Genomic DNA, 22,404 nt, shown 5'->3' with positions numbered 1-22,404 from the left:
CCGTGGGCCGGGCAGTCCGGGGGCGAAGTCGCCTTCGGCCGTACGCCATGCCGGTGCCGTTCTGCATGCCCACCGCGTCCGGAGTCGTCCCGTGCTCTTCGATGTCACCCGTGCCCGACTCGCCGATGTCTTCGGCGAGGAGCGGCTCGCGTCCCTGCCCGCCGCCGCGTTTCCGCCCCCAGCGGCGGACACCGAGGGCGCCCGTCTGCTGCAGACCGTCGGCGTGCCGACCGGGACGCTCTGGCTCCGGGAGCCCGACACGCAATCCGGCCTCCTCCCCCTCGTACGCGAGGTCGTCGACGCCGACGAGGACACCGCCGAGTGGCCCGTGTTCGGGTGGCTGCTCAACGCCCATCTCGCCCTCGACCCCGGCTCCGGCTCCGGCTCCGGCTCCGGCTCCGGCTCCGGCTCCGGCTCCGGGAAGGTGTACGCCTTCGACCCGGACGAGGAGGGCGCGCGGGAGCTGCACACGGACGTCTCCTCCCTGATCCACGTCACCCTGCGGTTCCAGCGGCTGCTGGCGGAGTTCGCCTTCAGCGGTGACGAGGCCGAGGAGGACGCCGACTTCGAGCGGCTGGACGGCGAGGTGGGACGCATCCGGGAGACGACGAGCGTCGTGGACCCGCTCCCCTTTTCGGACGACGAAACCGTGTGGTCGCTGGTCGGTGACGAGATCGCCGCGGGCGCGCGCTTCACGGGAGACAGCCCGGCAGGCCGTTCCCTCCACGGCTGAGCACGTCCGCCGCACTCTTGCCCGGGGTCGCCGGGCCGCTTACCTTACTCTGAAGTAAGTTTACTTCTCAGTAAGGAGTTTGCCTTGACCGCCTATCGAACCCTGCTGGTCGGCACGGACGGATCGGAATCGTCGTTCGCGGCGGTCGAGGCCGCCGCACGGCTCGCCGCGGTGTGTGGTGCCGAGCTTGTCATCACGTGCGCGTATGCCCCCATGCGCGGCCCGGAACTCGCGGCCGCCAAGGACCAGTTAGGAGCGGAGGCGTACCAGGTCGTGGGCTCGGCGCCGGCCGAGGAGACCCTGCGGACCGCCAAGGACCGGGCCCGCCTTCAGGGCGCCACCGGGGTGCGTACGGTCGCGGTGGAGGGTGAGCCGGTCCCCTCGCTCGTGCGGACGGCCCGGAAGTGCTCGGCCGACCTCCTGGTGGTCGGCAACCGCGGGCTGCGCTCGCTGGCGGGACGGCTCCTCGGCTCCGTCCCCGCGGACGTCGCCAGGAAGGCCGGTCTCGATGTGCTGATCGTGCACACCACGTGAGCGGGGAGCCGGACGACACGGGGGCGGTGTCCGTCGAGGAGGTGCTGCTGGGCGGGGGCCGGGTGTGGACGCGGCGCGATGTGGCCGCGCGGGCCGGGGTGGAGTTCGAGCGTGCCGTACGGGTGTGGCGGGCCCTCGGGTTCCCGGCGGTGGACGACGACGCCAGGGTGTTCACCGACGCGGACGTGGAGGCCCTGCGCGCGGGGGAACGCCTCATCGCGGCCGGGCTCATCACCGAGCACAGCGAGACGCTGATGGCCCGCGCCCTCGGCCACCACCTCTCCCGGCTCGCGGACTGGCAGGTGGACACCCTGCGGGACTGGCTGGGTCACGACCGGGGCCCCTCGCCCGACCGGGACGCCCTGCTGGGCCACATGGCGGCACTGCTGCCGGAGATCGAACGCTTGCAGCGCTATGTGTGGCGCCGTCATCTCGTGGCTTACGCCGGGCACTTGCTGAGCGAGGCCCGGGAGGAGGCAGCGGGGCCGGGCGCTCATGTCCGGGACCGGGCCGTCGGGTTCACCGACATGGTGGGCTACACCCGGATGACCCGTGGCCTGGACGGGCCCGAACTGGTGGGCGTGCTCGACCGGTTCGAGACCGTGACCGGCGATGTGGTGGCGGAGGGCCGGGGGCAGGTGGTGAAGACCATCGGCGACGAGGTGCTCTTCGTCTGCGAGTCCGCGGCCGGTGCCGCCGACATCGGCCTGGAGCTGACGGCCCGCGCCCAGTCGGACCCGAAGCTGCCTCAGGTGCGGACCGGGCTGGCCCACGGCCCCGTCATCGGCCGCTTCGGTGACGTCTACGGGGCGGCGGTCAACATCGCGGCCCGGCTCACGGCGGTGGCCCGCCCCGCGTCCGTACTGGTCGACACCGCGCTCGCCGGCGAGCTGGCCGGGACGGCGTCGTACTCGCTGAGGCCGCTGCGTCCGGTGACGGTACGCGGCTACAGCCGGCTGCGGCCGGTACTTCTGCGGAGGGGCGGGGCGGCTTCGTGACCCGCGGAGATGGCCGGGGTGCGCGTGCCGTTCGCTCACGGCCCGCCCTGCCCGGCGCACAAAGCAAAAGCAGGGAGAACCTCATCTCCCTGCCCTTCTCAACATATAGCGCACCGGGGGGCTTGCGGCAAGGGTTGGGGGGTGGCGCACAATCGTCGGCCTGACCACCCCGACCTGCGGAAATGAGGACGCTGCGTGCGCGAGCGGTACGTGTGGGATCTGGACGAGGCCGACGGGGCGCGGATCGCGCTCGTCGGCGGCAAGGGCGCGCACCTGGGCACGCTGTCGCGTATCGAGGGCGTCCGGGTGCCCGGCGGCTTCTGCGTCACGACGGATGCCTTCCGGCGCGTCGTGGCCGGGACGCCGGAGGTGGAGGAGCAGCTCGAACGGCTGGCACGGGTGGTTCCGGACGACCGGGAGGCGGTACGCACCCTCAGCGCCGGGATCCGCCGGACGATCGAGGGGCTCGCCCTGCCGGACGAGCTGGTGGCGGCGGTCACCGGGGCGCTGGCCCGGCACGGTGAGGAGGCCGCGTATGCCGTACGGTCCAGCGCGACGGCGGAGGACCTGCCGACGGCCTCCTTCGCCGGCCAGCAGGACACGTATCTGAACGTCGTGGGTACGGAGGCGGTTCTCCGGCACATCAGCCGGTGCTGGGCCTCGCTGTTCACCGAGCGGGCCGTGACGTACCGGCGGCGCGGCGGCATCGACGACCGTACGGTGCGGATGGCCGTGGTCGTGCAGCGGATGGTGTTCCCGCAGGCGTCGGGCATCCTCTTCACGGCCGACCCCGTGACGGGCGACCGGAAGAACGCCACGGTGGACGCCGGTTTCGGGCTCGGCGAGGCGTTGGTCTCCGGGCTGGTGAACCCGGACGTGTTCACAGTGCGCGACGGGGAGATCATCGGCAGGACGATTGCCGCCAAGGAGCGGGCGATCGAGGCCCTGGAGGGCGGCGGCACGCGGGAGGTGGCGGTCGAGGCGCGGCGGCAGGAGCAGCCCGCGCTGACGGACGGGCAGGTCCTGCGGCTCGTCCGGCTCGGGCGGCGGATCGAGGAGCACTTCGGGCGCCCGCAGGACATCGAGTGGTGCCTCGTCGACGACGGGTTCCGGATCGTCCAGAGCCGGCCGATCACGACGCTCTTCCCGGTACCGGAGGTGGCGGACGACGAGAACCACGTCTACGTCTCCGTCGGGCACCAGCAGATGATGACCGACGCGATGAAGCCCCTGGGGCTCTCCATGTGGCGGCTGACGGCCATGGCTCCGATGCTGGAGGCCGGCGGGAGGCTGTTCGTCGACGTCACCCGGCGCCTGGGTCCGCCCTCGGCCCGGGCCGGCCTCCTGGACATGATGGGCAAGGGCGATCCGCTGGTCAGGGACGCCCTGGAGACCGTCCTCGACCACCCCGGCTTCGTGCCCGCGCTGCCGGACCCGGCGCCCGTCGCGCCGCCGGCCGGTGGGGCGCCGGCCCCGATCGAGACGGACCCGGCCGTCGTCCGCGAGCTGATCGCACGCAGCGAGGCGTCCGTCGCCGCCCTGGAGCGCGACATCCGGACGCACTCGGGACCGGCGCTGTTCGACTTCCTCCTGGGGGCGTTCGACGAGCACAAGCGTGTACTCGGCGACCCCCTGAGCATGCAGGCGATCATGGCGGGAATGGAGTCGACGTGGTGGCTCAACGACAGACTCCTTGAGTGGCTCGGCGAGAAGAACGCGGCCGACACGCTCACGCTGTCCGCCCCCGACAACGTGACGTCGGAGATGGGCCTCGCGCTGCTCGACGTCGCGGACGTCGTCCGTCCGCATCCGGAAGCGGTGGCGTATCTGCGGGGCGTCGGGGACGACGAGGGATTCCTGGACGGCCTGGCGAAGGTGGCGGGCGGGGCGCAGGCGCGCGACGCCATCGAGGCGTACCTCGACCGGTACGGCATGCGCTGCGTCGGCGAGATCGACATCACGCGGCCGCGCTGGAGCGAACGGCCCACCACGCTCGTTCCGGTGATCCTCGACAACGTGCGGCTCTTCGGACCGGGCGCCGCCGCCCGGCGCTTCGAGGAAGGCCGGCAGAAGGCTCTCGCCAAGGAGCGGGACGTGCTCACCCGTCTGCGGGCCCTGCCGGACGGGGAGCGGAAGGCCGACGAGACCAAGCGGATGATCGACCGGGTACGGACGTTCATCGGCTACCGGGAGTACCCGAAGTACGGCATCATCCGCCGCTACTTCGTCTACAAGCAGGCCCTGGTGCGGGAGGCCGACCGCCTGGTGGACGCCGGGGTGCTCGCCGACCGGGAGGACGCCTTCCACCTCACCTTCGACGAGTTCCGGGACGCCGTACGCACGAAGGAAGCGGACGCGGGACTGATCCGGCGGCGCAAGGGTGAGTTCCGGGTGTTCGGTGCGCTCACCCCGCCCCGGGTGCTCACCTCCGACGGTGAGGCGGTGAACGGGGCGTACCGGCGCGACGACGTGCCGGAGGGTGCGCTGAGCGGCCTGCCGGTTTCCGCCGGGATTGTCGAGGGAAGGGCGCGTGTCATTCTCGATGTGTCCGAGGCCGATCTGGAGGCGGGCGACATCCTGGTCACGACCTTCACGGACCCCAGCTGGTCGCCGCTGTTCGTCGGGATCGCCGGCCTCGTGACGGAGGTGGGCGGCCAGATGACGCACGGCGCGGTGATCGCCCGGGAGTACGGCCTGCCGGCGGTCGTGGGCGTGGAGCGGGCGACCCGGCTGATCCGGGACGGGCAGCGCATCCGCGTGCACGGCACCGACGGGTACGTGGAGCTGCTGCCGTGACGGCGGAGCGGCGGGAGACGCGTTCCGTACTCTGGACGCATGCGCATGCGCCCCACTCTGAGCTGGACTCCCACCGACGGACTGCCCCCGGCCACCACTGATCTGGAACCCGTCGTCGAAGCGCTCGGCACCGGCGGTGTGCTGGTGCTGAGCGGCGCCGGCATCTCGACGGAGTCCGGCATCCCCGATTACCGGGGCGAAGGCGGAAGCCTCAGCCGGCACACCCCGATGACCTACCAGGACTTCACCTCCGGCGCCGGGGCCCGGCGCCGGTACTGGGCGCGCAGCCATCTCGGCTGGAAGACGTTCCGGCGTGCCCTCCCGAACGCCGGTCACCGGGCGGTGGCCGCGTTCGGGCGCAGCGGTGCGCTGTCCGGGGTGATCACCCAGAACGTCGACGGTCTGCACCAGGCCGCCGGCAGCGAGGGCGTCGTGGAGCTCCACGGGGGCCTGGACCGGGTCGTCTGCCTGACCTGCGGCACGTTCGTCGCGCGCCGGGAGGTCGCGCGGCGGCTGGAGGAGGCTAACCCCGGGTTCCAGCCGGTGGCGGCCGGGGTCAATCCGGACGGCGACGCCGATCTCAGTGACGAGCAGGTCGGGGACTTCCGGGTGGTGCCGTGCGAGGTCTGCGGCGGCATCCTCAAGCCGGACGTGGTGTTCTTCGGCGAGACGGTGCCCCCGGCGCGGGTCGAGCACTGCCGTGAGCTGGTTCGCGCGGCGGCCTCGCTCCTGGTGCTGGGGTCCTCGCTGACGGTGATGTCCGGGCTGCGGTTCGTCCGGCAGGCGGCCCAGGCCGGGAAACCGGTGCTGATCGTGAACCGCGAGCCGACCCGGGGCGACGGACAGGCCGTCGCCCGCATCGGGCTTCCGCTGGGGGCGGCCCTGGGGACGGTGGCGGAACGGCTGGGGGTGGAGGTCGAGGACGGGCGGGACGCGCTGGGGGCGTAGGGGCAGGGGGCCGGCGGCCCTCAGCCCGGCCGTCCGGCAGGCGCCAGCTGTTGCCGTACCCATGCCGGGTCCGGGTTGGTGTGGGGCTTGCCCGCCACGACGACCGTCGGAACGGTCTCGTTGCCGTCGTTGGCCGCCCTCACCTCGGCGGCCGCTTCCGGGTCGCGCCAGATGTCGACCCAGTGCAGCCGGCGGGCGCGCCGGCGCAGCCTGAACCGCAGCCGCAGACAGTAGGCGCAGCCCGGCCGCCAGAACACGATCGGCCGGCCGTCGGCCGCGCTGCGGCGCCGGGCCTCCGCCGCGCTGATCGACCTCGGGAAGACCAGGGGCGAGTTCAGGACCGCGAGCAGGGCGAAGGCCACCAGGAGGACGACGCCTTCGCGGGTGCTCCCCCTCACCATCAGTCCGGCCGCGACGGCCGTACCGGAGGCGAGGAAGAGGATCGGCAGCAGCCAGGCGCGCATCATGGTGCCCAAGGCTACCGAGGTGCCGGCACGCCCGGCCGGCCGGGCCGCAGCAGCCGCCACCACCGACGCCGCCGTCCCGGCGCGCCGGGGTCACCCGGTTCGGGGTCCGGTAGCGGCGGGTCCACGTAGGCCGGGGCGGTGAGCTTCGCGTCCAGCCCGACGCGGCCGGGGTGGACGCAGACCGGGGTCCGGCTGCCGGCCGTGTACCGGAACCCGTCCGCCGCGTCGAACGGCCAGTCCCGGCTGGGCCGGTCCGCGACGAGGAAGCCGGTGCGCGGAAGCCGCAGTGCGGGGCAGAACCAGCAGCACGGGTAGTCCGTCTCCGGGTCGATGAAGGGTGCGTCGGCCTCGTCGTCCATGTCCCCGGGAAGGTAGCGCACGGCGGGTCGCGCCGGCGTGGACGCCTTCTCGATCCGGTGTCGAGCGGTCCTCCGTGGCTTCTTCCTACCGTCGCACCATGCGTACGAGCGCTGTGTCCCGGCTCAGTCCCCACCGACCGACAAGGACGACCACGTGAGCGTGTCCAGGACGGACCGGAAGAAGACGTTGCCGACGCACTCGGCAGGCGTACGCCCGCTCCTGCTGCAGGCCGCGGGCCTCACGCTGTCCGGTCTGGTGGCGGAGCCGCCGGAGGGCAGTCCGCGGGCGACCGTCGTCGCCGTGCACGGCGGTGGGATGCGGGCCGGCTACTTCGACGGGCAGGCGCACCCCGACCTGTCCCTGCTGACGCTGGGTGCCCGGCTCGGCTTCACCGTGCTGGCGCTGGACCGGCCCGGCTACGGCAGGTCAGCCGCGCAGGTGCCCGCCGGTATGACACTCGGCGAGCAGGCCGCCGTCCTGCCGGCGGCGCTCGACGCCTTCGCCGAACGGTACGAGGCCGGCCGGGGCTTCCTGATGCTGGCCCACTCCTACGGCGGCAAGCTCGCTCTCACGACTGCCGCGCGCTCCCCCGGTCTGCTGCTCGCCCTGGACGTCTCGGGGCTCGGGCACCGTTACGCCGTCGAGCCCGCGGACCTTCCGCGCATCCGCCACCACGTGCACTGGGAGCGCACCTGGGGGCCGCTGGGGCTGTACCCCCCGGGCACGTTCCGCGCGGCGCAGGCGCTGGTCACCCCGATGCCCTCACGCGAGGGGGCCGAAGTGAGGCTGTGGCCCGGGATGTTCGACGAACTGGCGCCGCGCGTCGACGTACCCCTGCGGCTGACGTTCGCCGAGCACGAGGCGTGGTGGCTGCATGGGCGAGCGCACATCGCCGACCTGACCGCCCGGCTGGAGCGGGCACCCCTCGTCCGGGTGGAGCGGCAGCCGGGTGCCGGTCACAACATCAGCCTCGGCCGCGCCGCCCGCTCGTACCATGCCCGCGCGCTCGCCTTCTTCGAGGAATGCCTGGAGTCCGCCGCGGAGGCGAAGGCCCCGGAGAGGTGCGCGGGTCCGGCGGTGACCGCGCCGTAGCCGCCCGCGTGCACCGGCCGGCCCGCACGGCGTCACGGCGCCCCCGGCGGCCCCGAGGCGGGGCGCCTGGACACGGTGCGGGAGACGGCCCCCGGCACACCGAGGCTGGCCCGCGCATGCTCGACGTAGCGGTCCCGTGCCCGGCGGAACTGCAGATAGGCCTCGCCCCAGTCCTGTTCGGCCGACGGGTCGACGCCCCGGGCCAGCCCTTCCAGCCGCCACAGGCACTGGTCGACGGTCTTGGACGCGGTGTTGGCCTCCGTGTCGCCGAGCAGGCCTAGGGTCTCCGACAGCGCTGAGCGGCGCGCCTCCAACTGGCCGACCTCGGCGAGAACTTCCGGCGTCGCCTCCATGGGCACGGGGCCGGTGGTGAGTCCGCGGCCGGCCGCGAGCATCTGGTAGCGCGCGGCCAACTCCTTGACCGCGTGGGCGTAGTCGGCGTACGCCGTCAGGCGGTGCTCGTCCCACCGGACGGACTGCTGCCTTCGCCATCTCGTCCGCTCGTTGGCGCTGGTCACCAGGAAGGATGTGAGGGCCCCCAGGGCGACGCCCGCGAGCGGCGGTTCGGCGCATCTCCGGCTGGGCTCCGAGGCGCTCGAGCGTACGACGTTCTGCTACCCCGACAGCTGTTGCGAGCCCACGGATTTCGGGCTCGCGTCCCGCATGGGCCTGATCGAGCTCGCTCTGGCGGACCGGCAGGACGTGCTCGACGACTACATCGAGGCGCAGGTCCACGGGCCGGTCCGCCCGGACCGCCATGTGGAGGCGCTGGTTCTGGACCCCTGTTACCGGGATACGGCCGTCGAGGCCGCGGCCCGTCGCCTCGGCTGCCCCCTGGAGTGGCACGCCGGCTTCCGGCTCACGGTCGACGAACTGCGCCGGCACCCCGGGTACCGCGGGCAGGAGTACGTGGGGCTGGGCGCGGCGATCGCCGTGGACGGTGTGCTCGATCCCCGCATCGTGGGGGACGCCGCGTGCGGGGGCCGGTTCGATGCCCAGGCGGTCAAGAAGGTGTGGCACTGCCTGGCCCGCTTCGGCTACCCCTGGGACGCTCGCGCGCCGGAGCCGCAGGGCCCGGTGGAGGCGGTGCCGGCGGGAACGGACGGATGACCGGGAGGCCTGCCGTGCGGGGCTGGGTGACTTCATCCGCAGGGCGGCCTCCCCGGCCATGCAGGACGTGTGCCCCGTAGTGGCGCCGATATGGGTGGCGCGGAAATGCGGGTTCGGCCGAAAGCGGTTGGAATGGTCTGCGTGTGGCGGGGAATCCGAAGATCGTCGTGAGCGACGCCCCTGCCCCAGCCGCCCAACCGGCTCGGGAGGGTCAGTTCAGTTGAGAAGGAGTTGGCTGTGCTGCTTCCCACGCCCGCAGATCTGCGTGCCGCGCTGTCCCGTTACGCCGATGCCGTGATCGAGGACGAGCGCCGTTCCACCCCGGGCACCGTCCGGCAACGCGAGGACACAGCGTACACCCTGTGTGTCATGACGGGGGTCAGCGACGTGCGAGAGGCACTGAGCACCGCCGACGCCCTGCTCCACCGCGGCGGCCCCGCCGCGCAGCCCGGCCGTACCGACCCCTCGGACGCCGTCCCCGTGTGAGGTGACGGAACCGGGAAACCCGGGCCGCCGATGCCGAAGGGCCGGCCGCGACTGCCCTCCGAGATCCGGGGCAGGGCGGCCGGCCCTTGGCGTGAGCCGGTCCGTTCCGGGCGTCAGGCGCCCGGCAGGAACAGGCAGAACGGATGGCCGTGCGGGTCGCGCAGGACCCGTACGTCCTTCTGGGGCTGGAGCTCCTCCAGCGTCGCGCCGAGCGCGCAGGCCCGCTGGGTCTCCGCTTCCAGGTCGTCCACCTCCAGGTCCAGGTGCGCCTGCATCTGCTGGCTCCCCGGGCGCTGGGGCCAGACCGGTGGCGTGTGGTCCGTTTCGAGCTGGAAGCTGAGGCTGGGGCGCTCCCGTTCCGGAGCACGCAGCCTGACCCATTCGGGGTCCCGTTCGGCCTCCTCCCAGCCCAGCAGGGCACGGTAGAAATCGGCCAGGGCGGGCGGGTCGGGTGTACCGAGGACGTAGGCGCCGAGCGTGGTAGTCATGTTCCCCACCTTGCCCCGGCCCCCCGGCCCATGCATCCGCCGCGCCGGGGGCTTGGGCATCCGCCCCCGGGGTACCCGGGATTCCTCCCGCCGCAGTCGCAGTCAGCGTGGCTGTCCTGCCCGTTCGGCTGTGCGCGGGCCGAGGCGATGGAGGACGCGGTACCGGATGACGTTGGTGCACGGCATATACACGGCAGCGGGAATCGGCATCCTGATGGCCGCCGTCCTTCCTCCACTGGTCCGTCGGCGGCCCTTCTCCATGCCCATGGTGTTCCTGGTGGCGGGTGCGGCGATCGCCCTGCTTCCGCTGGGCGTGCCCGTCGTGGACCCCGTAAGGGACAGGGTGTGGGTCGAGCATGTGACGGAGATCTGCGTGATCGTGTCGCTGATGGGTGCCGGGCTGGCGATCGACCGGCCCTTCGGATGGCGTACCTGGGCGGGGGCCTGGCGCTTCCTGGGGCTGGCCCTGCCGCTGACCATCGGGGGCGTGGCGCTGCTCGGGGTGTGGCTCGTGGGCTGGCCGCCGGCGGTGGCCCTGCTGCTGGCCGCCGCGCTGGCGCCGACCGATCCGGTGCTGGCGGCGGAGGTGCGGGTCGGGGAGCCGACGAGTGGTGAGGACGAGGAGGACGAGGAGGAGGTGCGGTTCACGCTGACCTCGGAGGCCGGTCTCAACGACGGTCTCGCCATGCCGTTCGTGCTGGCCGCGGTGGCACTGGCGGCGACGGCGGGCGAGGGCTGGTCGGCGGAGTGGATCGGCCACTGGCTGCTGGCCGACGTGCTGCTGCGGGCAGGGGTCGGACTGATCGCGGGGGTGGCCGTGGGCCGGTTGCTCGGCCGGCTGTTCTTCCGCTCCCGGCACGTGCGCCTCTCGCAGCAGATGGAGGGCTTCACCGCGCTCGGCGCCACGTTCACCGTGTACGGGCTGACGGAACTGCTCCACGGGTACGGATTCCTCGCGGTGTTCGTCGCCGCGTGCACGATCCGGGGCGCCGAACGCAACCACGGCTACCACCAGGTACTGCACGGCTTCAGCGAACAGATCGAGCGGCTGCTGACGGCCGTGCTGCTGTTCCTGCTGGGCGGCTATCTGGTCGCCACCGGTCTGGAGGACCTGCCGTGGCAGGGGGCGCTCCTCGGTCTGGCCCTGATCCTGGTGATCCGCCCGGCAGCCGGCGCCGCCGCCCAGCTGGGCTTCCCGGCCGGATCGCGCGAGCGGGCGGTCACGGCCCTGTTCGGCATCCGGGGCATCGGCTCGCTGTTCTACCTGGCGTACGCACTCGGCGTGGGCCCTTTCACGGGGTACGCCGACGAGCTGTGGGCGGTCGCGGCGTTCACGGTCCTGGTCTCGGTGCTGCTGCACGGCGCGACGGCGACGCCGGTGATCCGGCACCTGGACCGGCGGCGGGCCCGGGCTTCCTGAGATGGCGCATTCCTTACGGGCCCTGGCCGCCCAGCCCGCGGGCGCGAGCAGCGTCGCGGCCCGGAGCGAGGGGTTCGGCGCGCCGCGGCGACCCGGAAGCCGGCGGCCGCCCGGGTTCCGGTGGGCTCCTTCAGGCCGTATCCAGCATCGCCGGGCCCCACGGGGCGGGTCCCGCGCCCTCGGCCCACGCGGTGAGTGAGGCGCCGTCCACGCATCGGATGCCGCACGTCTCCGCGTACTCCAGGGCCGGCGCGGTGAACTCGCTGGTCGTCACCACGGCGGCGAGCTGCGCACCGTGGACCGTCCAGCAGGTGCCGCCGAAGCGCTGGAGGTCCTGGGAGCCCACCTTGTGGTCCGGTCCGTACTGCTTGCACTGTACGACGACGCGCCGGCCGTCCGGCGCGGTCGCGAGGACGTCGGCGCCCAGGTCGCCGGCGCCGCCGACGACCTCGACCTCCTGGCAGCCGTCGCGTTCGCACAGCGCGGCGACGGCTGCCTCGAAGCCGTCGGGGTCGAGGGCGGCGAAGTCGGGGACCGGCGGCGGGAGTACGGCGGTGAGCCCGTCCTGTGCGTCGGTGGGGGCGTGCAGAAGCCGCGGGGCGGGGGCCGGTTCGGTGCTGGTCTCTTCCGCCGGGGGCGGGGCCATGCCCGCGCGGGCCGCCCGGCGCAGCTCACGGGCGCGGGGCATCGCCCGGAACAGGGTGTACAGCACGGGCAGGGCGAGCAGCGCCAGCAGTACGGCGGTGACCGGATGGGCGCCGGCCCAGTGGGCGAAGCGCAGGAAGAGCAGGACCGCCCCACCGATCAGTGCGCCGGTGAGGGCGAGGGTGAGCAGCGGGCTGCGCAGCGAGTCCGTGGTGCGGGTGCGGGGCGTGACGCTTCTGGTTCTGCGTATCGGCACGGCGTCTCCTCGTCAGGTCGTGAACGGCATCGACCGCCATGTGCCCCGTTCCGCCCCGTCCATGATCAGCGACGGTGCCGGGTGGTGTCCGTGAGGTCCCGCCCGGCTCGCGAGCCCGCCGTTCAGGCGCTCCGGAAACGGTCGTGGATCTCGGGGCGCCGCTCGAAGCCGCCCGCCACGTACGTGATCACGGCGCCGGTGTTGGAGCTCGGGGTGCAGACGAGGGCGCTGGACGAGCCCAGCTCCTGGAGCGTGCCCGCGGCGGCGAGGGTGATCGCCCGCCCGTGGCCCCGGCCGCGGTGGTCCCGGTGCACACCCATCGGTTCGAGGAGCCCCGGCCGGCCCGGCCCGGCCGACCACACCGTCACGGTCGCGACCGCGTGGCCTCGGTCGTCGTACGCGAGCAGGCAGCGGGCATCGCCGAACAGCGGACCGGCGGCCATGGCGTGCCATCGCTCGTCCGTGAACCGTGAGCCTTCGAAGGCCCCGCGGATGACGCCCGCCACCAGGTGTGCCCGGTCGGGACCGGCGACCTCGATCCGCAGCCCCGGCTCGGCCACCGGCACGCTCAGGTCGCGGCGCAGCGGCGACCACGCCTCGTCGATGGACCAGCCCGCCTCGCCCAGCAACTCCCGTACCAGGGCGTCCTCCGGCGCCTCCACGGCCGCCCTGCCCTCCGGCAGCACGCCGCGCGCGGGGGCGGTGATGTCGGCGACCAGTCGCCGCGCCAGCTCCTCGTCCCGGCGGGCGTCCGGCGCGGTGGTGAGCCGCACCAGGCCGGGGCCGTCGAGCAGCCCGACGGCGAGGATCCGCCCGCCCCGGCTCCAGGTCCTGACGGCCTCGGCGGTGGCCCGCGGGCCGGTCCGCCAGTACCAGCCCAGATCCCCCGGGTGCAGCTGCATCGGGGCGCCTTCCTCCTGCCAGTCCCGCAGCGCGTCCCCCGCAGCGGCCAGTCGGTCGATGTCCGGCGTGTCGAGTGCGATCGTCATGCCCCCGATCCCACACCACCGGGAGGACGGCCCGCACCTGGTTTCCGGGGCGCCGGTGCGAAGGGCCGGGATGGGGGGCACCGACCCGTACGTCAGTCCCGCAGGACGGCACCCGGGAGTCCGCCGCAGTCGTACGTGTAGAGCCAGGCCGTGGCCTTCTCGTAGAAGAACCGGATGCCCAGCGGCATCATCAGGTCACGCGCCCACCGGCCGAGCGGGCCCGCCGTCTTGGAGTCGCGGTTGCCCGCCGCCGCCTTGGCCATCCTGGCGAGCCGGTCCGAGCGGGCGGCGCCGTACGCCGAGAGCGCAGCCGGAACGGAGGTCTGCGTGCCCAGTGACCGGGCGAGCACGAGGGCGTCCTCCAGAGCCATCGAAGCGCCCTGCCCGGCGCCCACGGGGTGGTCGGCGTCGCCGAGCAGCACGATGCGGTCGTTGTGCCGGACCGTCACCGCGTCCAGGGTGTGCGCCAGCGTGGGCCGGTGCAGTTCGACGGTGGCGGCGAGGACCGCGGACGGCACGCGTTCGTGCCGGTACAGGCCGGCGAGGTGGGCGAGCCACGCGTCGTCCGTGCGGTCGAGGTCCGGCTGCCCGGGGCTCGCGACCTGGGCCGACCACCAGACCCTGCCGTCGGGGGCGGCGAGGTGGAGGAAGGCGCCGTTGCGGGCGAACGTCATGTGGAAGACGCCGGGTTGGGCGGCCACGCCCTCGGAGACGCCGGAGATGCTGTACAGGCCGGCGTAGTCGGGGACGGGTGCGTGGGGGTCGAGCAGTGTCCGGGTCACCGAGTGGATGCCGTCCGCACCGATGAGCAGGGAGGCCTCCGCCGTGCGGCCGCTCGCGAAGACCGCGCGTACACCCGTGTCCGTGGCGACCGCGTCCACCAGCCGTTCACCGGTGACGACATGGGCGCCGGCGGCCACCGCCTCGGTGCGCAGCGTCTCGACCAGCGCGCCGCGCATCAGGGTCACGCTGTGCAGGTCGTCGCCGCCGAGCCGTCCTCGCGGTATGTCCCCGAGGAGCTTCCCGGAGCCGGACCACATGCGCTGGCGCGGCACATCGATGCCCGCGCCGCGTACCTGGTCCAGGACGCCGAGGGCCCGCAGAACCCGCAGCCCGTTGGACGCGATGCTCAGGAACGAGCCGGCCCGGCCAGCCGGTTCGGCGTACGCCTCGTAGACCGCGACCTCCACGCCGAGCCGCCGCAACGCGATGGCGCTCGCCACTCCGGCCACTCCCCCGCCGACCACGATGACGTTCACATCAGCCCCCTGAATCCATATTCACTGAACCTAGGTTCATCGAACCCGCGTTCACTATGATGGAGCACCAGACCATGCGTCAAGCCGACAAGGAGCCCCGCCCGATGGGCGTTCGCAAGGAGAAGGCCGCCGAGACCGAGGCGGCGCTGAAGGACGCGGCGCGCAGGCTGTTCGCCGAGCGCGGCTACCTCGATACGAAGATCACCGACATCACCCGTGAGGCCGGGCGCGCCACCGGCTCCTTCTACGCGCACTTCGCGGACAAGGAAGCCCTGCTCAAGGCTTTGGTGGGCGATCTCCACGCGCAACTGGCCGCGGAAATGGGCGCTCAGGAGCATCCGGCCGACCACGACCTGACCGACCCGGCGCAGCTGCGCGCGCACCTGGCGGCCACCTGGGGGGTCGTCCGCGACCATCTTCCGGTGATCGTGGCGATGATGCAGACCACCTTCGCGGGGCCGCCGAGCGAGGGCCGCGCCTGGGCGAGCCTGGCCGGGGACACCGGCATCTTCCGCGAGCACCTTGCCTGGTTGCGCGACCGGGGTCATCAGCTGCCGGGCGACTCCGGGGTGGTCGCGGCGGCCATGGGGGCGATGGTCTCGCAGCTCGCGTTCGCGGTGACGACGGCGGGGCCCGGCCGGCCCGGGATCTCCGACGACGAGATCGTGGACACGCTCACCCGGCTGCTGCTGCACGGACTGGCCGGACCCGCGTCCGCGACGACGGGTCCGGCCTGAGTGCTGCGCCCGGGCGCGTTACGTCGTCTGGGACAGCGGCTTGGCGATGTCCTCCAGAGAGCGCTGCTCGGCGTCGACCGCGAGGAAGGCCGCGACGAGACCGGCCGCGCACATCAGGCCCGCGCCGATGGAGAAGGCGAGGGCGGTGTCGCCCGGGATGCCGGACTCGGTGAGGTCGGCGAAGATCAGGGGGCCGCTGATCCCGCCGGCCGCGGTGCCGATCGCGTAGAAGAAGGCGATGGCCATGGCCCTGGTCTCCATGGGGAACACCTCGGAGACCGTGAGGTACGCGCTGCTGGCGCCGGCCGAGGCGAAGAACAGCACCACGCACCAGCAGGCGGTGAGGGTGTTGGCGGTCAGCGAGCCCCGGTCGAAGAGCCAGGCCGTGATGAACAGCAGGATGCCCGGCAGGATGTAGGTGCCGGCGATCATGATGCGCCGCCCGATGGTGTCGAACAGCTTGCCGAGCACCAGCGGGCCGATGAAGTTGCCCGCCGCGATCACCGCGAAGTAGTAGCCGGTGTGGCCGCTCTCCACGTCGTAGAACGTCGTGAGGATCGCACCGAAGCCGAAGGTGATCGCGTTGTAGAGGAACGCCTGTCCGATGAAGAGGGAAAGGCCGAGCACCGCGCGCTTGGGATAGCTCTGGAAGACGGTCTTGGCGATGAGGCCGAAGCCGATGCTCTTGCGCTCGTGGATCGTGATCTCGCCGGCCGGGGGCGGCAGCTTCTCGTGCTTCTCCTCCTCGATCTCCCGCTCGACGGAGTCGACCAGTTCGTCGGCCTGGTCGCCGTGCCCGTGGATGAACTGCCAGCGCGGGCTCTCCGGCACGTGCCGGCGTACGAGGAGGATCACAAAGCCGAGCACGACACCGAGGGCGAAGGTGAGCCGCCAGCCGAGGTCCTTGGGGAAGTAGTCCGTGTTCAGCATGACGATCGACAGCAGCGCACCGCCGACCGCGCCCAGCCAGTAGCTGCCGTTGATGATGAGGTCGACCCGGCCCCGGTACTTCGAGGGGATCAGCTCGTCGATGGCCGAGTTGATCGCCGCGTACTCGCCGCCGATGCCGAAACCGGTGAGGAAGCGGAAGAGGAAGAACCACCACGCGCTGAACGACAGCGCGGTCATGGCGGTCGCCGCGAGGTAGACCGCGAGCGTCACCATGAAGAGCTTCTTGCGGCCGTATCGGTCGGTGAGCCAGCCGAAGAACAGCGCCCCCACACAGGCACCCGCCACATAGAGCGCGGCGGCGAGCCCGGTGACCTGGGCGGACGTGATGGCCAGGCCCGAGCCGTCCTCGGAGAGCCGGCTCGCGATGTTACCGACTGTCGTGACTTCGAGGCCGTCGAGGATCCACACCGTGCCGAGACCGATGACGATCATCCAGTGCCAGCGCGACCACGGCAGCCGGTCCAGCCTGGCCGGGACGGCCGTGGTGATGGTGCCGAGCCCGGAGTCGCCCGGCGCGGCCGCCTCGTCGCGCGGATCCCGCTCCCCGCCCCCACGCGGGCGTCGTTCCCTGTCGCCAGGTCCCTCCGATGCGGCGGGGGTCGTCACGGCAGCTACCTCCTCGTCCGGGCGGGTGCGTCCTGCGGAACGCAGAGCATCCAATATCCGCCAGTTGCCCCGGCGCCGCCGCCGCACACGCGGCGACTCGTCCACATGGGTTGCGGACGCTCCCCGGTGACGCCTTGCCGGGTGGAGGCCGACCCGTTCGCAGCAACGCCGGGAATAGCAGGGGCCTCGCGCTGTTGTCCCCGGCATGACTTCTGAGACATGTGAGACGTTCGGCCGGGTCGGCATCTGGAGCGGCGCCCTGCACACATCGCGGGTGGACCCCGACGGGAAGAAGACGATCGCGGAGGCCGTCGCCGAGATCGAGGCGCTGGGTTACGGGACGCTGTGGCTCGGTGGCAGCCCCTCGCCCGACGACGCCGCCGCGATCGTCGACGCCACCCGGACCATCACCGTCGCGACCGGCATCCTGAGCATCTGGGACCACACCGCCGAGGAGGTGGCGGCCCGGATCTCCGCGATCGACGCGGGCGCCCGGGACCGTTTCGTCCTCGGCCTGGGCGTCAGCCACGGCGCGCTGGCCCCGCAGTACGCGAAGCCGTACAGCGCGATGGTGGCCTACCTCGACGCCCTGGACGCCGCCGACCCGTCCGTGGGCCCCGGCCACCGGGTGCTGGCGGCGCTCGGCCCGAAGATGCTGAAGCTCGCGTCGGACCGGGCGCTCGGCGCGCACCCCTACCTCGTCACGGCCGCGCACACGGCGGAGGCGCGCGAGGCCCTCGGACCGGAGGCGCTGCTCGCCCCCGAGCTGTCCGTCGTGCTCGACACCGACCTCGACCGCGCCCGCACCACGGCCCGCGCCATGCTGGCGATGTACCTCCGGCTGCCCAACTACACGGACAACCTGCTGCGCCTCGGGTTCACGGAGAGCGACTTCGAGGACGGGGGCAGTGCGCGTCTGCTGGACGCCCTGTTCGCCCTCGGGGACGCCGAGCACGTGAAGGCGCGGGCCGGCGAGTACTTCGACGCGGGCGCGGACCACGTGGCGCTCCAGGTGGTCACCGCGGACCAGGGGAGGACGGGGCTTCCGCTGGCCGAGTACCGCGAGCTCGCCGAGGCGTTCGGCGACGAGCTGTAGAGCCTTCTCGGAGCCCCGGTCCGCGACTGCGCGGGCCGGGGCTCTTGCATGCGCCGCGCTCACCCTCGTACATTATGAACATGTTCGGTGAACAGGTTCAGTCAACGCGTGCGGCGCAGAAGCGGCGGACCGCCACCCGCATCGTCGAGGCTGCCGCCCAGCTCTTCGCGGAACACGGCTTCCAGAGCACGACGGTGCGCCAGATCGCTGCGGCGGCCGGGGTTTCGGTGGGCACGGTGATGGCGGTCGGCGACAAGGAGTCGCTGCTGGGCCTGGTATACGACCAGGCCATCGCCGACCGCATCCCCGCCCCGCCGGAACCGGCGGAGGCGGGGGCGAAGGCGCCCGCCGTCGAGTATCTGGCCCACTACTTCGACCCGTTCCTGGCCCTGTTCGCCGAGAACGACGACCTCGCCCGCGCGTACTTCCGGACACTGGCACGGGGCCGGCCCGGGAACGCCGCCCTGGGCGGACTGCGCACTCTCACCGAGGACAACCTCACGGCCGCGATGGTCAACGCGGGCATGCCCGAGGAGCGTGCCCGGCTCGGTGCGCAGGTGATGTTCTCCAGCTACCTGGGCGAACTGATGCTGCTCGCCGCCGGGTCGACCGACCACCAGCAGACGCCGGCGAGACTCCGGACCACCGCGGCCTTCGTCGCCGCGCAGGAAGGGAACTGACTGATGACACTCTCCGAACTCCCCTCCCCCGTATGGCCGGTGGTGGTCCTGCTCGTCATCCAGGCCGGTGACGCGGTGATGATGCTGCGCCCGCCGCGCTTCATCGTCGACTGCCTGGAGGGCGTCCGGCTGCCGCGCGACTGGTGGTGGGTGCCGACCACCGCCAAGACCGCCTCGGCCGCGGGTCTCGTCGTCGGCTTCTGGGTGCCCGGCGTCGCCATGACCACGACGGCGGCGATCGTGGTCTACTTCCTCGCGGCCGCCGCGGCGCACATCCGCGCGCATGCGCTGAACACCACGTTCTGGGTCAACTGCCTTGGCATGCTGGTGATCTCGCTCGCGGTACTGGTGGGGTCCTTCGTACGCGTGTAACGCGGTCCGTCGTCGCGGCGCCGGGTGCACCGCGACGACGGACCGCCGGTCAGGTCGTGTAGTCGGCGTTGACGCGGATGTACCCGGCGGACAGGTCGCAGCCGTACACGGTCGCCTCGGCGTCACCGAGACCGAGCGTGATCGCGATGTCCACCTCGTCCCGGCGCATCAGATCGACGAGCCTGCCGAGGGTGTCCGCCTCGGGCTCCCGCGGATACACCTCGATGTCACCGAACTTCACGGTGACGGCGTCCGGGACGATGTCGGTCTCGTCGGTGTTCTTGCCGATGGCCATGAGAACCCGCCCCCAGTTGGGGTCCGCGCCGTGGACGGCCGTCTTGACCAGCGGCGAGTTCACCACGCTCTTGGCGACACGCTTGGCCTGCGCGTAATCGCGGGCGTCACCCACGGTCACCCGCATCAGTTTGGTCGCACCTTCGCCGTCGCTCGCCAGTTGCAGGGTGAGATCCAGACACAGGTCGGCGAGCGCCTCGGCGAACAGCGCCGGATCGACCGCACCGGCCGCCCCGTTGGCGATGACGGCCACGGTGTCCGAGGTGGAGGTGTCCGTGTCGACGCTCAGACAGTTGAACGTACGGTCCACCGCTCCGCGCAACGCGGTGTCCAGATCGGCCGGTGACAGCTCGGCGTCGGTGAACACATAGGCCAGCATGGTGGCCATATTGGGCTCCAGCATGCCGACGCCCTTGGCGACGCCCACGATGCGGGCCCGCCCGACGGTGCGGGCGGCCGTCTTGGGGCGGGTGTCGGTGGTCATCATCGCGCGGGCCACGTCCTGGGGCCCGGCCGTGAACGCCGCGAGGCCGCGCTCGGCGGTCTTGTCGAAGTGCGGAAGGATGGCGGTCATCGGCAGGGGCCGCCCGATGACCCCGGTGGAGCCGATGAGCACTTCCTCTTCGGGGACGCCGAGGATCGCGGCGACCCGGCCGACGACCTCGGCGGCGTTCCTCTCCCCCTGGGGCCCGGTGGCGACGTTGGCGTTCTGGGCAAGCGTGGTCACGGCGCGCAGGCTGCGCCCGGCGGCATGCCTGCGGCTGAGCACCACGGCCGGTCCGGCGAAGAGGCTCCGCGTGAACACCGCGGCGCTGACCGCCGGCCGGTCCGAGGCCACGACGGAGATGTCGTCGCCGTGCTCACGCAACCCGCCGTGGCCGGTGTAAGCGAGGAAGCCGGAGGGCCACATCAATGCATGATCATGCGTCATGCGACATATATTTACATCGCCGAGCCGGGGCGTCCACCCCATTCGCAAGCCGCTCAACCGCGTTCAACTCATGAACACTCCACGCCCCATTGACATGCCCATTGCTATATCGCTTTTATGGCGCCGGGTCGCATCACCACCCCCGGCGTCAGGCGAGGGGGCGGTCGGTGACCCCGCACCCCCGTCCCCATGCCACAGGCGGGGCGGCGCACGGCACGTAATGGGAGCGCTCCCACCTCTCGCGTGCCGTGTCGCCGCGCCGCCGAGAGAGGAACCAGCACCATGCTTCACCCTCTCCGCACCCTCCGAAGAGCCGCCAGAATCGCCGCCTTCAGTGCGGCGGCCCTGCTTCTGCCCCTCGCCGGTACGGTCACGGCCCAGGCCGCCGAGCCCGCCGCCGGCTCCGGTTACTGGCACACCAGCGGGCGGCAGATCCTGGATGCCGGCAACCACCCGGTCCGCATCGCCGGAATCAACTGGTTCGGCTTCGAGACCGCGAACTACGTACCTCACGGCCTGTGGTCCCGCGACTACAAGAGCATGATCGACCAGATGCACTCGCTGGGTTACAACACCATCAGGCTGCCCTACAGCGACGACATCTTCGCCGGCACCCAGCCCGCGAGCATCAACTATTCCAGCGGGATGAACACCGACCTGGAGGGACTCGACTCGCTCCAGGTGATGGACCGCATCGTGGACCACGCGGGCAGCGTCGGCATGAAGGTCATCCTGGACCGGCACCGGCCGGACTCGGCCGGGCAGTCGGCACTCTGGTACACCTCGGCCGTGCCCGAGTCCACCTGGCTGGCCAACCTCAAGTCGCTGGCCGCCCGCTACGCCGGCAACGACGCGGTGGTCGGCATCGACCTGCACAACGAGCCGCACGACCCCGCCTGCTGGGGCTGCGGCGACACCACGAAGGACTGGCGGCTCGCGGCGCAGCGCGGTGGCGACGCCGTGCTGGCCGCCAACCCGGACCTGCTGATCTTCGTGGAGGGCGTGCAGACCGTCGACGGGGTGTCCGGCTGGTGGGGCGGGAACCTCATGGGCGTCGGGCAGTACCCCGTGGAGCTGAGCGTGCCGCACCGGGTGGTGTACTCGGCGCACGACTACGCCACCAGCGTCGCCCAGCAGCCGTGGTTCACCGACGCCTCGTTCCCCGCCAACATGCCCGGCGTCTGGGACAAGTACTGGGGCTACATCTTCAAGCAGAACATCGCCCCGGTGTGGGTGGGCGAGTTCGGCACCACCCTCCAGTCCACCACCGACCAGAAGTGGCTGAAGGCCCTGGCCGACTATCTGCGGCCGACCAGTCAGTACGGGGCCGACAGCTTCTCGTGGACCTTCTGGTCCTGGAACCCCAATTCCGGTGACACCGGCGGCATCCTCAAGGACGACTGGACCACGGTGGACACCGTGAAGGACGGCTACCTGGCGAGCATCAAGGCGCCCGGCTTCGGCGACGGCGGCGGCTCCGGCGGCGACGACGACACGCAGGCCCCGACGACACCGACGGGCCTCACCGTCAGCGGGACCACCGCGAGCTCCGTGTCCCTGTCCTGGAAAGCCGCCTCCGACGACACCGGGGTCACCGGCTACGACGTGTACCGGGGCTCCACCAAGGCCGGCACCGCCACCGGCACCACGTTCACGGACACCGGTGTGACGGCCGGCACGTCGTACACGTACACCGTCCGCGCCCGCGACGCCGCGGGCAACACCTCCACGCCCTCCGCGTCCGTCACCACGTCCACCACCGGTTCCGGCGGGAACACCGGCTGCAAGGCGGTGTACACGGTGAACGGCGACTGGGGCAGCGGGTTCGGGGTGGACGTCACCGTGACCAACACGGGTACGGCACCGGCCACCTCGTGGAAGCTGACCTGGACCTACGGCGGCAGCCAGAAGATCACGAACATGTGGAACGCCTCCTACACCCAGACCGGCGCTTCCGTCACCGTCACGAGCACCGACTACAACGGCGGCCTCGCGGCCGGCGCGCACACCGCCTTCGGCTTCCAGGGCACACCGGCCGCCGGAGCCGTACCGACCGTGAGCTGCACCCTCTCCTGACCGTCCCGTCCGCACGACCCGCTCCGGAAGGGAGCACCGTAGCCCGCCCCCAGTGGCGGGCTACACCTCATTCGGCACAC

22 protein-coding genes and 1 pseudogene are annotated in these 22,404 nt (G+C 72.2%); 14 read left to right on the top strand and 9 right to left on the bottom strand.

Going from position 1 to position 22,404, the window contains the following annotated elements; translation table 11 throughout:
• The first annotated feature begins 91 nt into the window (after nucleotides 1-91).
• From OG242_RS31380 to OG242_RS31360, 5 genes are all read left to right on the top strand, one after another.
• Nucleotides 92-733 (top strand): SUKH-4 family immunity protein, encoded by a 642-nt coding sequence (locus tag OG242_RS31380; protein WP_405901383.1) that lies wholly within the window; start codon nucleotides 92-94, stop codon nucleotides 731-733.
• 84 nt (nucleotides 734-817) lie between these two features.
• The gene (locus OG242_RS31375; RefSeq protein ID WP_405901382.1) at nucleotides 818-1,267 is read left to right on the top strand and encodes a universal stress protein; all 450 of its coding nucleotides are present in this window, start codon (nucleotides 818-820) and stop codon (nucleotides 1,265-1,267) included.
• Nucleotides 1,264-2,265 carry an adenylate cyclase regulatory domain-containing protein gene (locus OG242_RS31370; protein ID WP_405901381.1) on the top strand — a complete coding sequence of 334 codons (1,002 nt, stop codon included), beginning with the start codon at nucleotides 1,264-1,266 and terminating at the stop codon, nucleotides 2,263-2,265. Before OG242_RS31375 ends, OG242_RS31370 begins: the two co-directional genes overlap by 4 nt.
• 195 nt (nucleotides 2,266-2,460) lie before the next feature.
• A complete protein-coding gene (gene rph, locus OG242_RS31365; protein ID WP_405901380.1) occupies nucleotides 2,461-5,061 on the top strand; it encodes a rifamycin-inactivating phosphotransferase in 2,601 nt (866 codons plus the stop codon).
• A 39-nt stretch (nucleotides 5,062-5,100) separates the two neighbouring features.
• Nucleotides 5,101-6,009, top strand: coding sequence for an NAD-dependent protein deacetylase (locus OG242_RS31360; protein WP_405901379.1), 909 nt, complete (start codon nucleotides 5,101-5,103; stop codon nucleotides 6,007-6,009).
• A 20-nt stretch (nucleotides 6,010-6,029) separates the two neighbouring features.
• On the opposite strand, the gene OG242_RS31355 is transcribed toward OG242_RS31360, so the two are convergent.
• A complete protein-coding gene (locus OG242_RS31355) occupies nucleotides 6,030-6,476 on the bottom strand; it encodes a glutaredoxin domain-containing protein (protein WP_405901378.1) in 447 nt (148 codons plus the stop codon).
• Between the two features lie 11 nt (nucleotides 6,477-6,487).
• The gene (locus OG242_RS31350; protein WP_405901377.1) at nucleotides 6,488-6,835 is read right to left on the bottom strand and encodes a hypothetical protein; all 348 of its coding nucleotides are present in this window, start codon (nucleotides 6,833-6,835) and stop codon (nucleotides 6,488-6,490) included.
• A 154-nt stretch (nucleotides 6,836-6,989) separates the two neighbouring features.
• On the opposite strand from OG242_RS31350, the gene OG242_RS31345 reads away from it, so the two are divergent.
• Nucleotides 6,990-7,928 carry an alpha/beta hydrolase gene (locus OG242_RS31345; RefSeq protein ID WP_405901376.1) on the top strand — a complete coding sequence of 313 codons (939 nt, stop codon included), beginning with the start codon at nucleotides 6,990-6,992 and terminating at the stop codon, nucleotides 7,926-7,928.
• Between the two features lie 32 nt (nucleotides 7,929-7,960).
• Here OG242_RS31345 and OG242_RS31340 read toward each other — a convergent pair whose 3' ends face one another.
• On the bottom strand, nucleotides 7,961-8,446 hold the full coding sequence (locus tag OG242_RS31340; RefSeq protein WP_405901375.1) for a hypothetical protein: 486 nt from the start codon (nucleotides 8,444-8,446) through the stop codon (nucleotides 7,961-7,963).
• Between the two features lie 40 nt (nucleotides 8,447-8,486).
• Here OG242_RS31340 and OG242_RS31335 point away from each other — a divergent pair.
• Nucleotides 8,487-9,038 (top strand): annotated as a pseudogene (locus tag OG242_RS31335) (DUF3626 domain-containing protein); the annotation flags it as partial.
• A 237-nt stretch (nucleotides 9,039-9,275) separates the two neighbouring features.
• Complete coding sequence (locus tag OG242_RS31330) at nucleotides 9,276-9,524, top strand: DUF5133 domain-containing protein (protein ID WP_405901374.1); 249 nt, start codon at nucleotides 9,276-9,278, stop codon at nucleotides 9,522-9,524.
• 113 nt (nucleotides 9,525-9,637) lie between these two features.
• On the opposite strand, the gene OG242_RS31325 is transcribed toward OG242_RS31330, so the two are convergent.
• Nucleotides 9,638-10,012: a VOC family protein gene (locus tag OG242_RS31325; protein ID WP_405901373.1), complete on the bottom strand. Its 375-nt coding sequence runs from the start codon at nucleotides 10,010-10,012 to the stop codon at nucleotides 9,638-9,640.
• A 166-nt stretch (nucleotides 10,013-10,178) separates the two neighbouring features.
• On the opposite strand from OG242_RS31325, the gene OG242_RS31320 reads away from it, so the two are divergent.
• Entirely contained in the window at nucleotides 10,179-11,432 is a 1,254-nt protein-coding gene (locus tag OG242_RS31320) for a cation:proton antiporter (RefSeq protein WP_405901372.1), read from the top strand.
• Nucleotides 11,433-11,562: 130 nt separating this feature from the next.
• On the opposite strand, the gene OG242_RS31315 is transcribed toward OG242_RS31320, so the two are convergent.
• The 3 genes from OG242_RS31315 to OG242_RS31305 all read right to left on the bottom strand — a co-directional run bounded on the left by OG242_RS31315 (nucleotide 11,563) and on the right by OG242_RS31305 (nucleotide 14,581).
• Nucleotides 11,563-12,333, bottom strand: a complete 771-nt coding sequence (locus OG242_RS31315) for a restriction endonuclease (RefSeq protein WP_405901371.1) — start codon at nucleotides 12,331-12,333, stop codon at nucleotides 11,563-11,565.
• A 122-nt stretch (nucleotides 12,334-12,455) separates the two neighbouring features.
• Nucleotides 12,456-13,322: a GNAT family N-acetyltransferase gene (locus tag OG242_RS31310; protein WP_405901370.1), complete on the bottom strand. Its 867-nt coding sequence runs from the start codon at nucleotides 13,320-13,322 to the stop codon at nucleotides 12,456-12,458.
• A 92-nt stretch (nucleotides 13,323-13,414) separates the two neighbouring features.
• Entirely contained in the window at nucleotides 13,415-14,581 is a 1,167-nt protein-coding gene (locus OG242_RS31305; protein ID WP_405901369.1) for an FAD-dependent monooxygenase, read from the bottom strand.
• Between the two features lie 104 nt (nucleotides 14,582-14,685).
• Between OG242_RS31305 and OG242_RS31300 the strand changes: the two genes are divergently transcribed.
• The gene (locus OG242_RS31300; protein WP_405901368.1) at nucleotides 14,686-15,318 is read left to right on the top strand and encodes a TetR/AcrR family transcriptional regulator; all 633 of its coding nucleotides are present in this window, start codon (nucleotides 14,686-14,688) and stop codon (nucleotides 15,316-15,318) included.
• Nucleotides 15,319-15,336: 18 nt separating this feature from the next.
• Here OG242_RS31300 and OG242_RS31295 read toward each other — a convergent pair whose 3' ends face one another.
• Nucleotides 15,337-16,875, bottom strand: a complete 1,539-nt coding sequence (locus OG242_RS31295; RefSeq protein WP_405901367.1) for an MFS transporter — start codon at nucleotides 16,873-16,875, stop codon at nucleotides 15,337-15,339.
• A gap of 205 nt (nucleotides 16,876-17,080) precedes the next feature.
• Here OG242_RS31295 and OG242_RS31290 point away from each other — a divergent pair, with 205 nt between their 5' ends.
• From OG242_RS31290 to OG242_RS31280, 3 genes are all read left to right on the top strand, one after another.
• Nucleotides 17,081-17,971 (top strand): LLM class F420-dependent oxidoreductase, encoded by an 891-nt coding sequence (locus OG242_RS31290; RefSeq protein ID WP_405901366.1) that lies wholly within the window; start codon nucleotides 17,081-17,083, stop codon nucleotides 17,969-17,971.
• Between the two features lie 80 nt (nucleotides 17,972-18,051).
• The gene (locus tag OG242_RS31285) at nucleotides 18,052-18,651 is read left to right on the top strand and encodes a TetR/AcrR family transcriptional regulator (RefSeq protein WP_405901365.1); all 600 of its coding nucleotides are present in this window, start codon (nucleotides 18,052-18,054) and stop codon (nucleotides 18,649-18,651) included.
• A 3-nt stretch (nucleotides 18,652-18,654) separates the two neighbouring features.
• Nucleotides 18,655-19,023, top strand: a complete 369-nt coding sequence (locus OG242_RS31280) for a DoxX family protein (protein WP_405901364.1) — start codon at nucleotides 18,655-18,657, stop codon at nucleotides 19,021-19,023.
• Between the two features lie 49 nt (nucleotides 19,024-19,072).
• On the opposite strand, the gene argJ is transcribed toward OG242_RS31280, so the two are convergent.
• Complete coding sequence (gene argJ, locus OG242_RS31275) at nucleotides 19,073-20,248, bottom strand: bifunctional glutamate N-acetyltransferase/amino-acid acetyltransferase ArgJ (protein WP_405901363.1); 1,176 nt, start codon at nucleotides 20,246-20,248, stop codon at nucleotides 19,073-19,075.
• Between the two features lie 282 nt (nucleotides 20,249-20,530).
• Between argJ and OG242_RS31270 the strand changes: the two genes are divergently transcribed.
• Entirely contained in the window at nucleotides 20,531-22,324 is a 1,794-nt protein-coding gene (locus tag OG242_RS31270) for a cellulase family glycosylhydrolase (protein ID WP_405901362.1), read from the top strand.
• Nucleotides 22,325-22,404 lie beyond the last annotated feature (80 nt).

The sequence above is a fragment of the Streptomyces sp. NBC_00727 genome (assembly GCF_045161745.1).
GTDB lineage: Bacteria > Actinomycetota > Actinomycetes > Streptomycetales > Streptomycetaceae > Streptomyces.
This window is presented reverse-complemented; position numbering and strand designations above follow the sequence as displayed.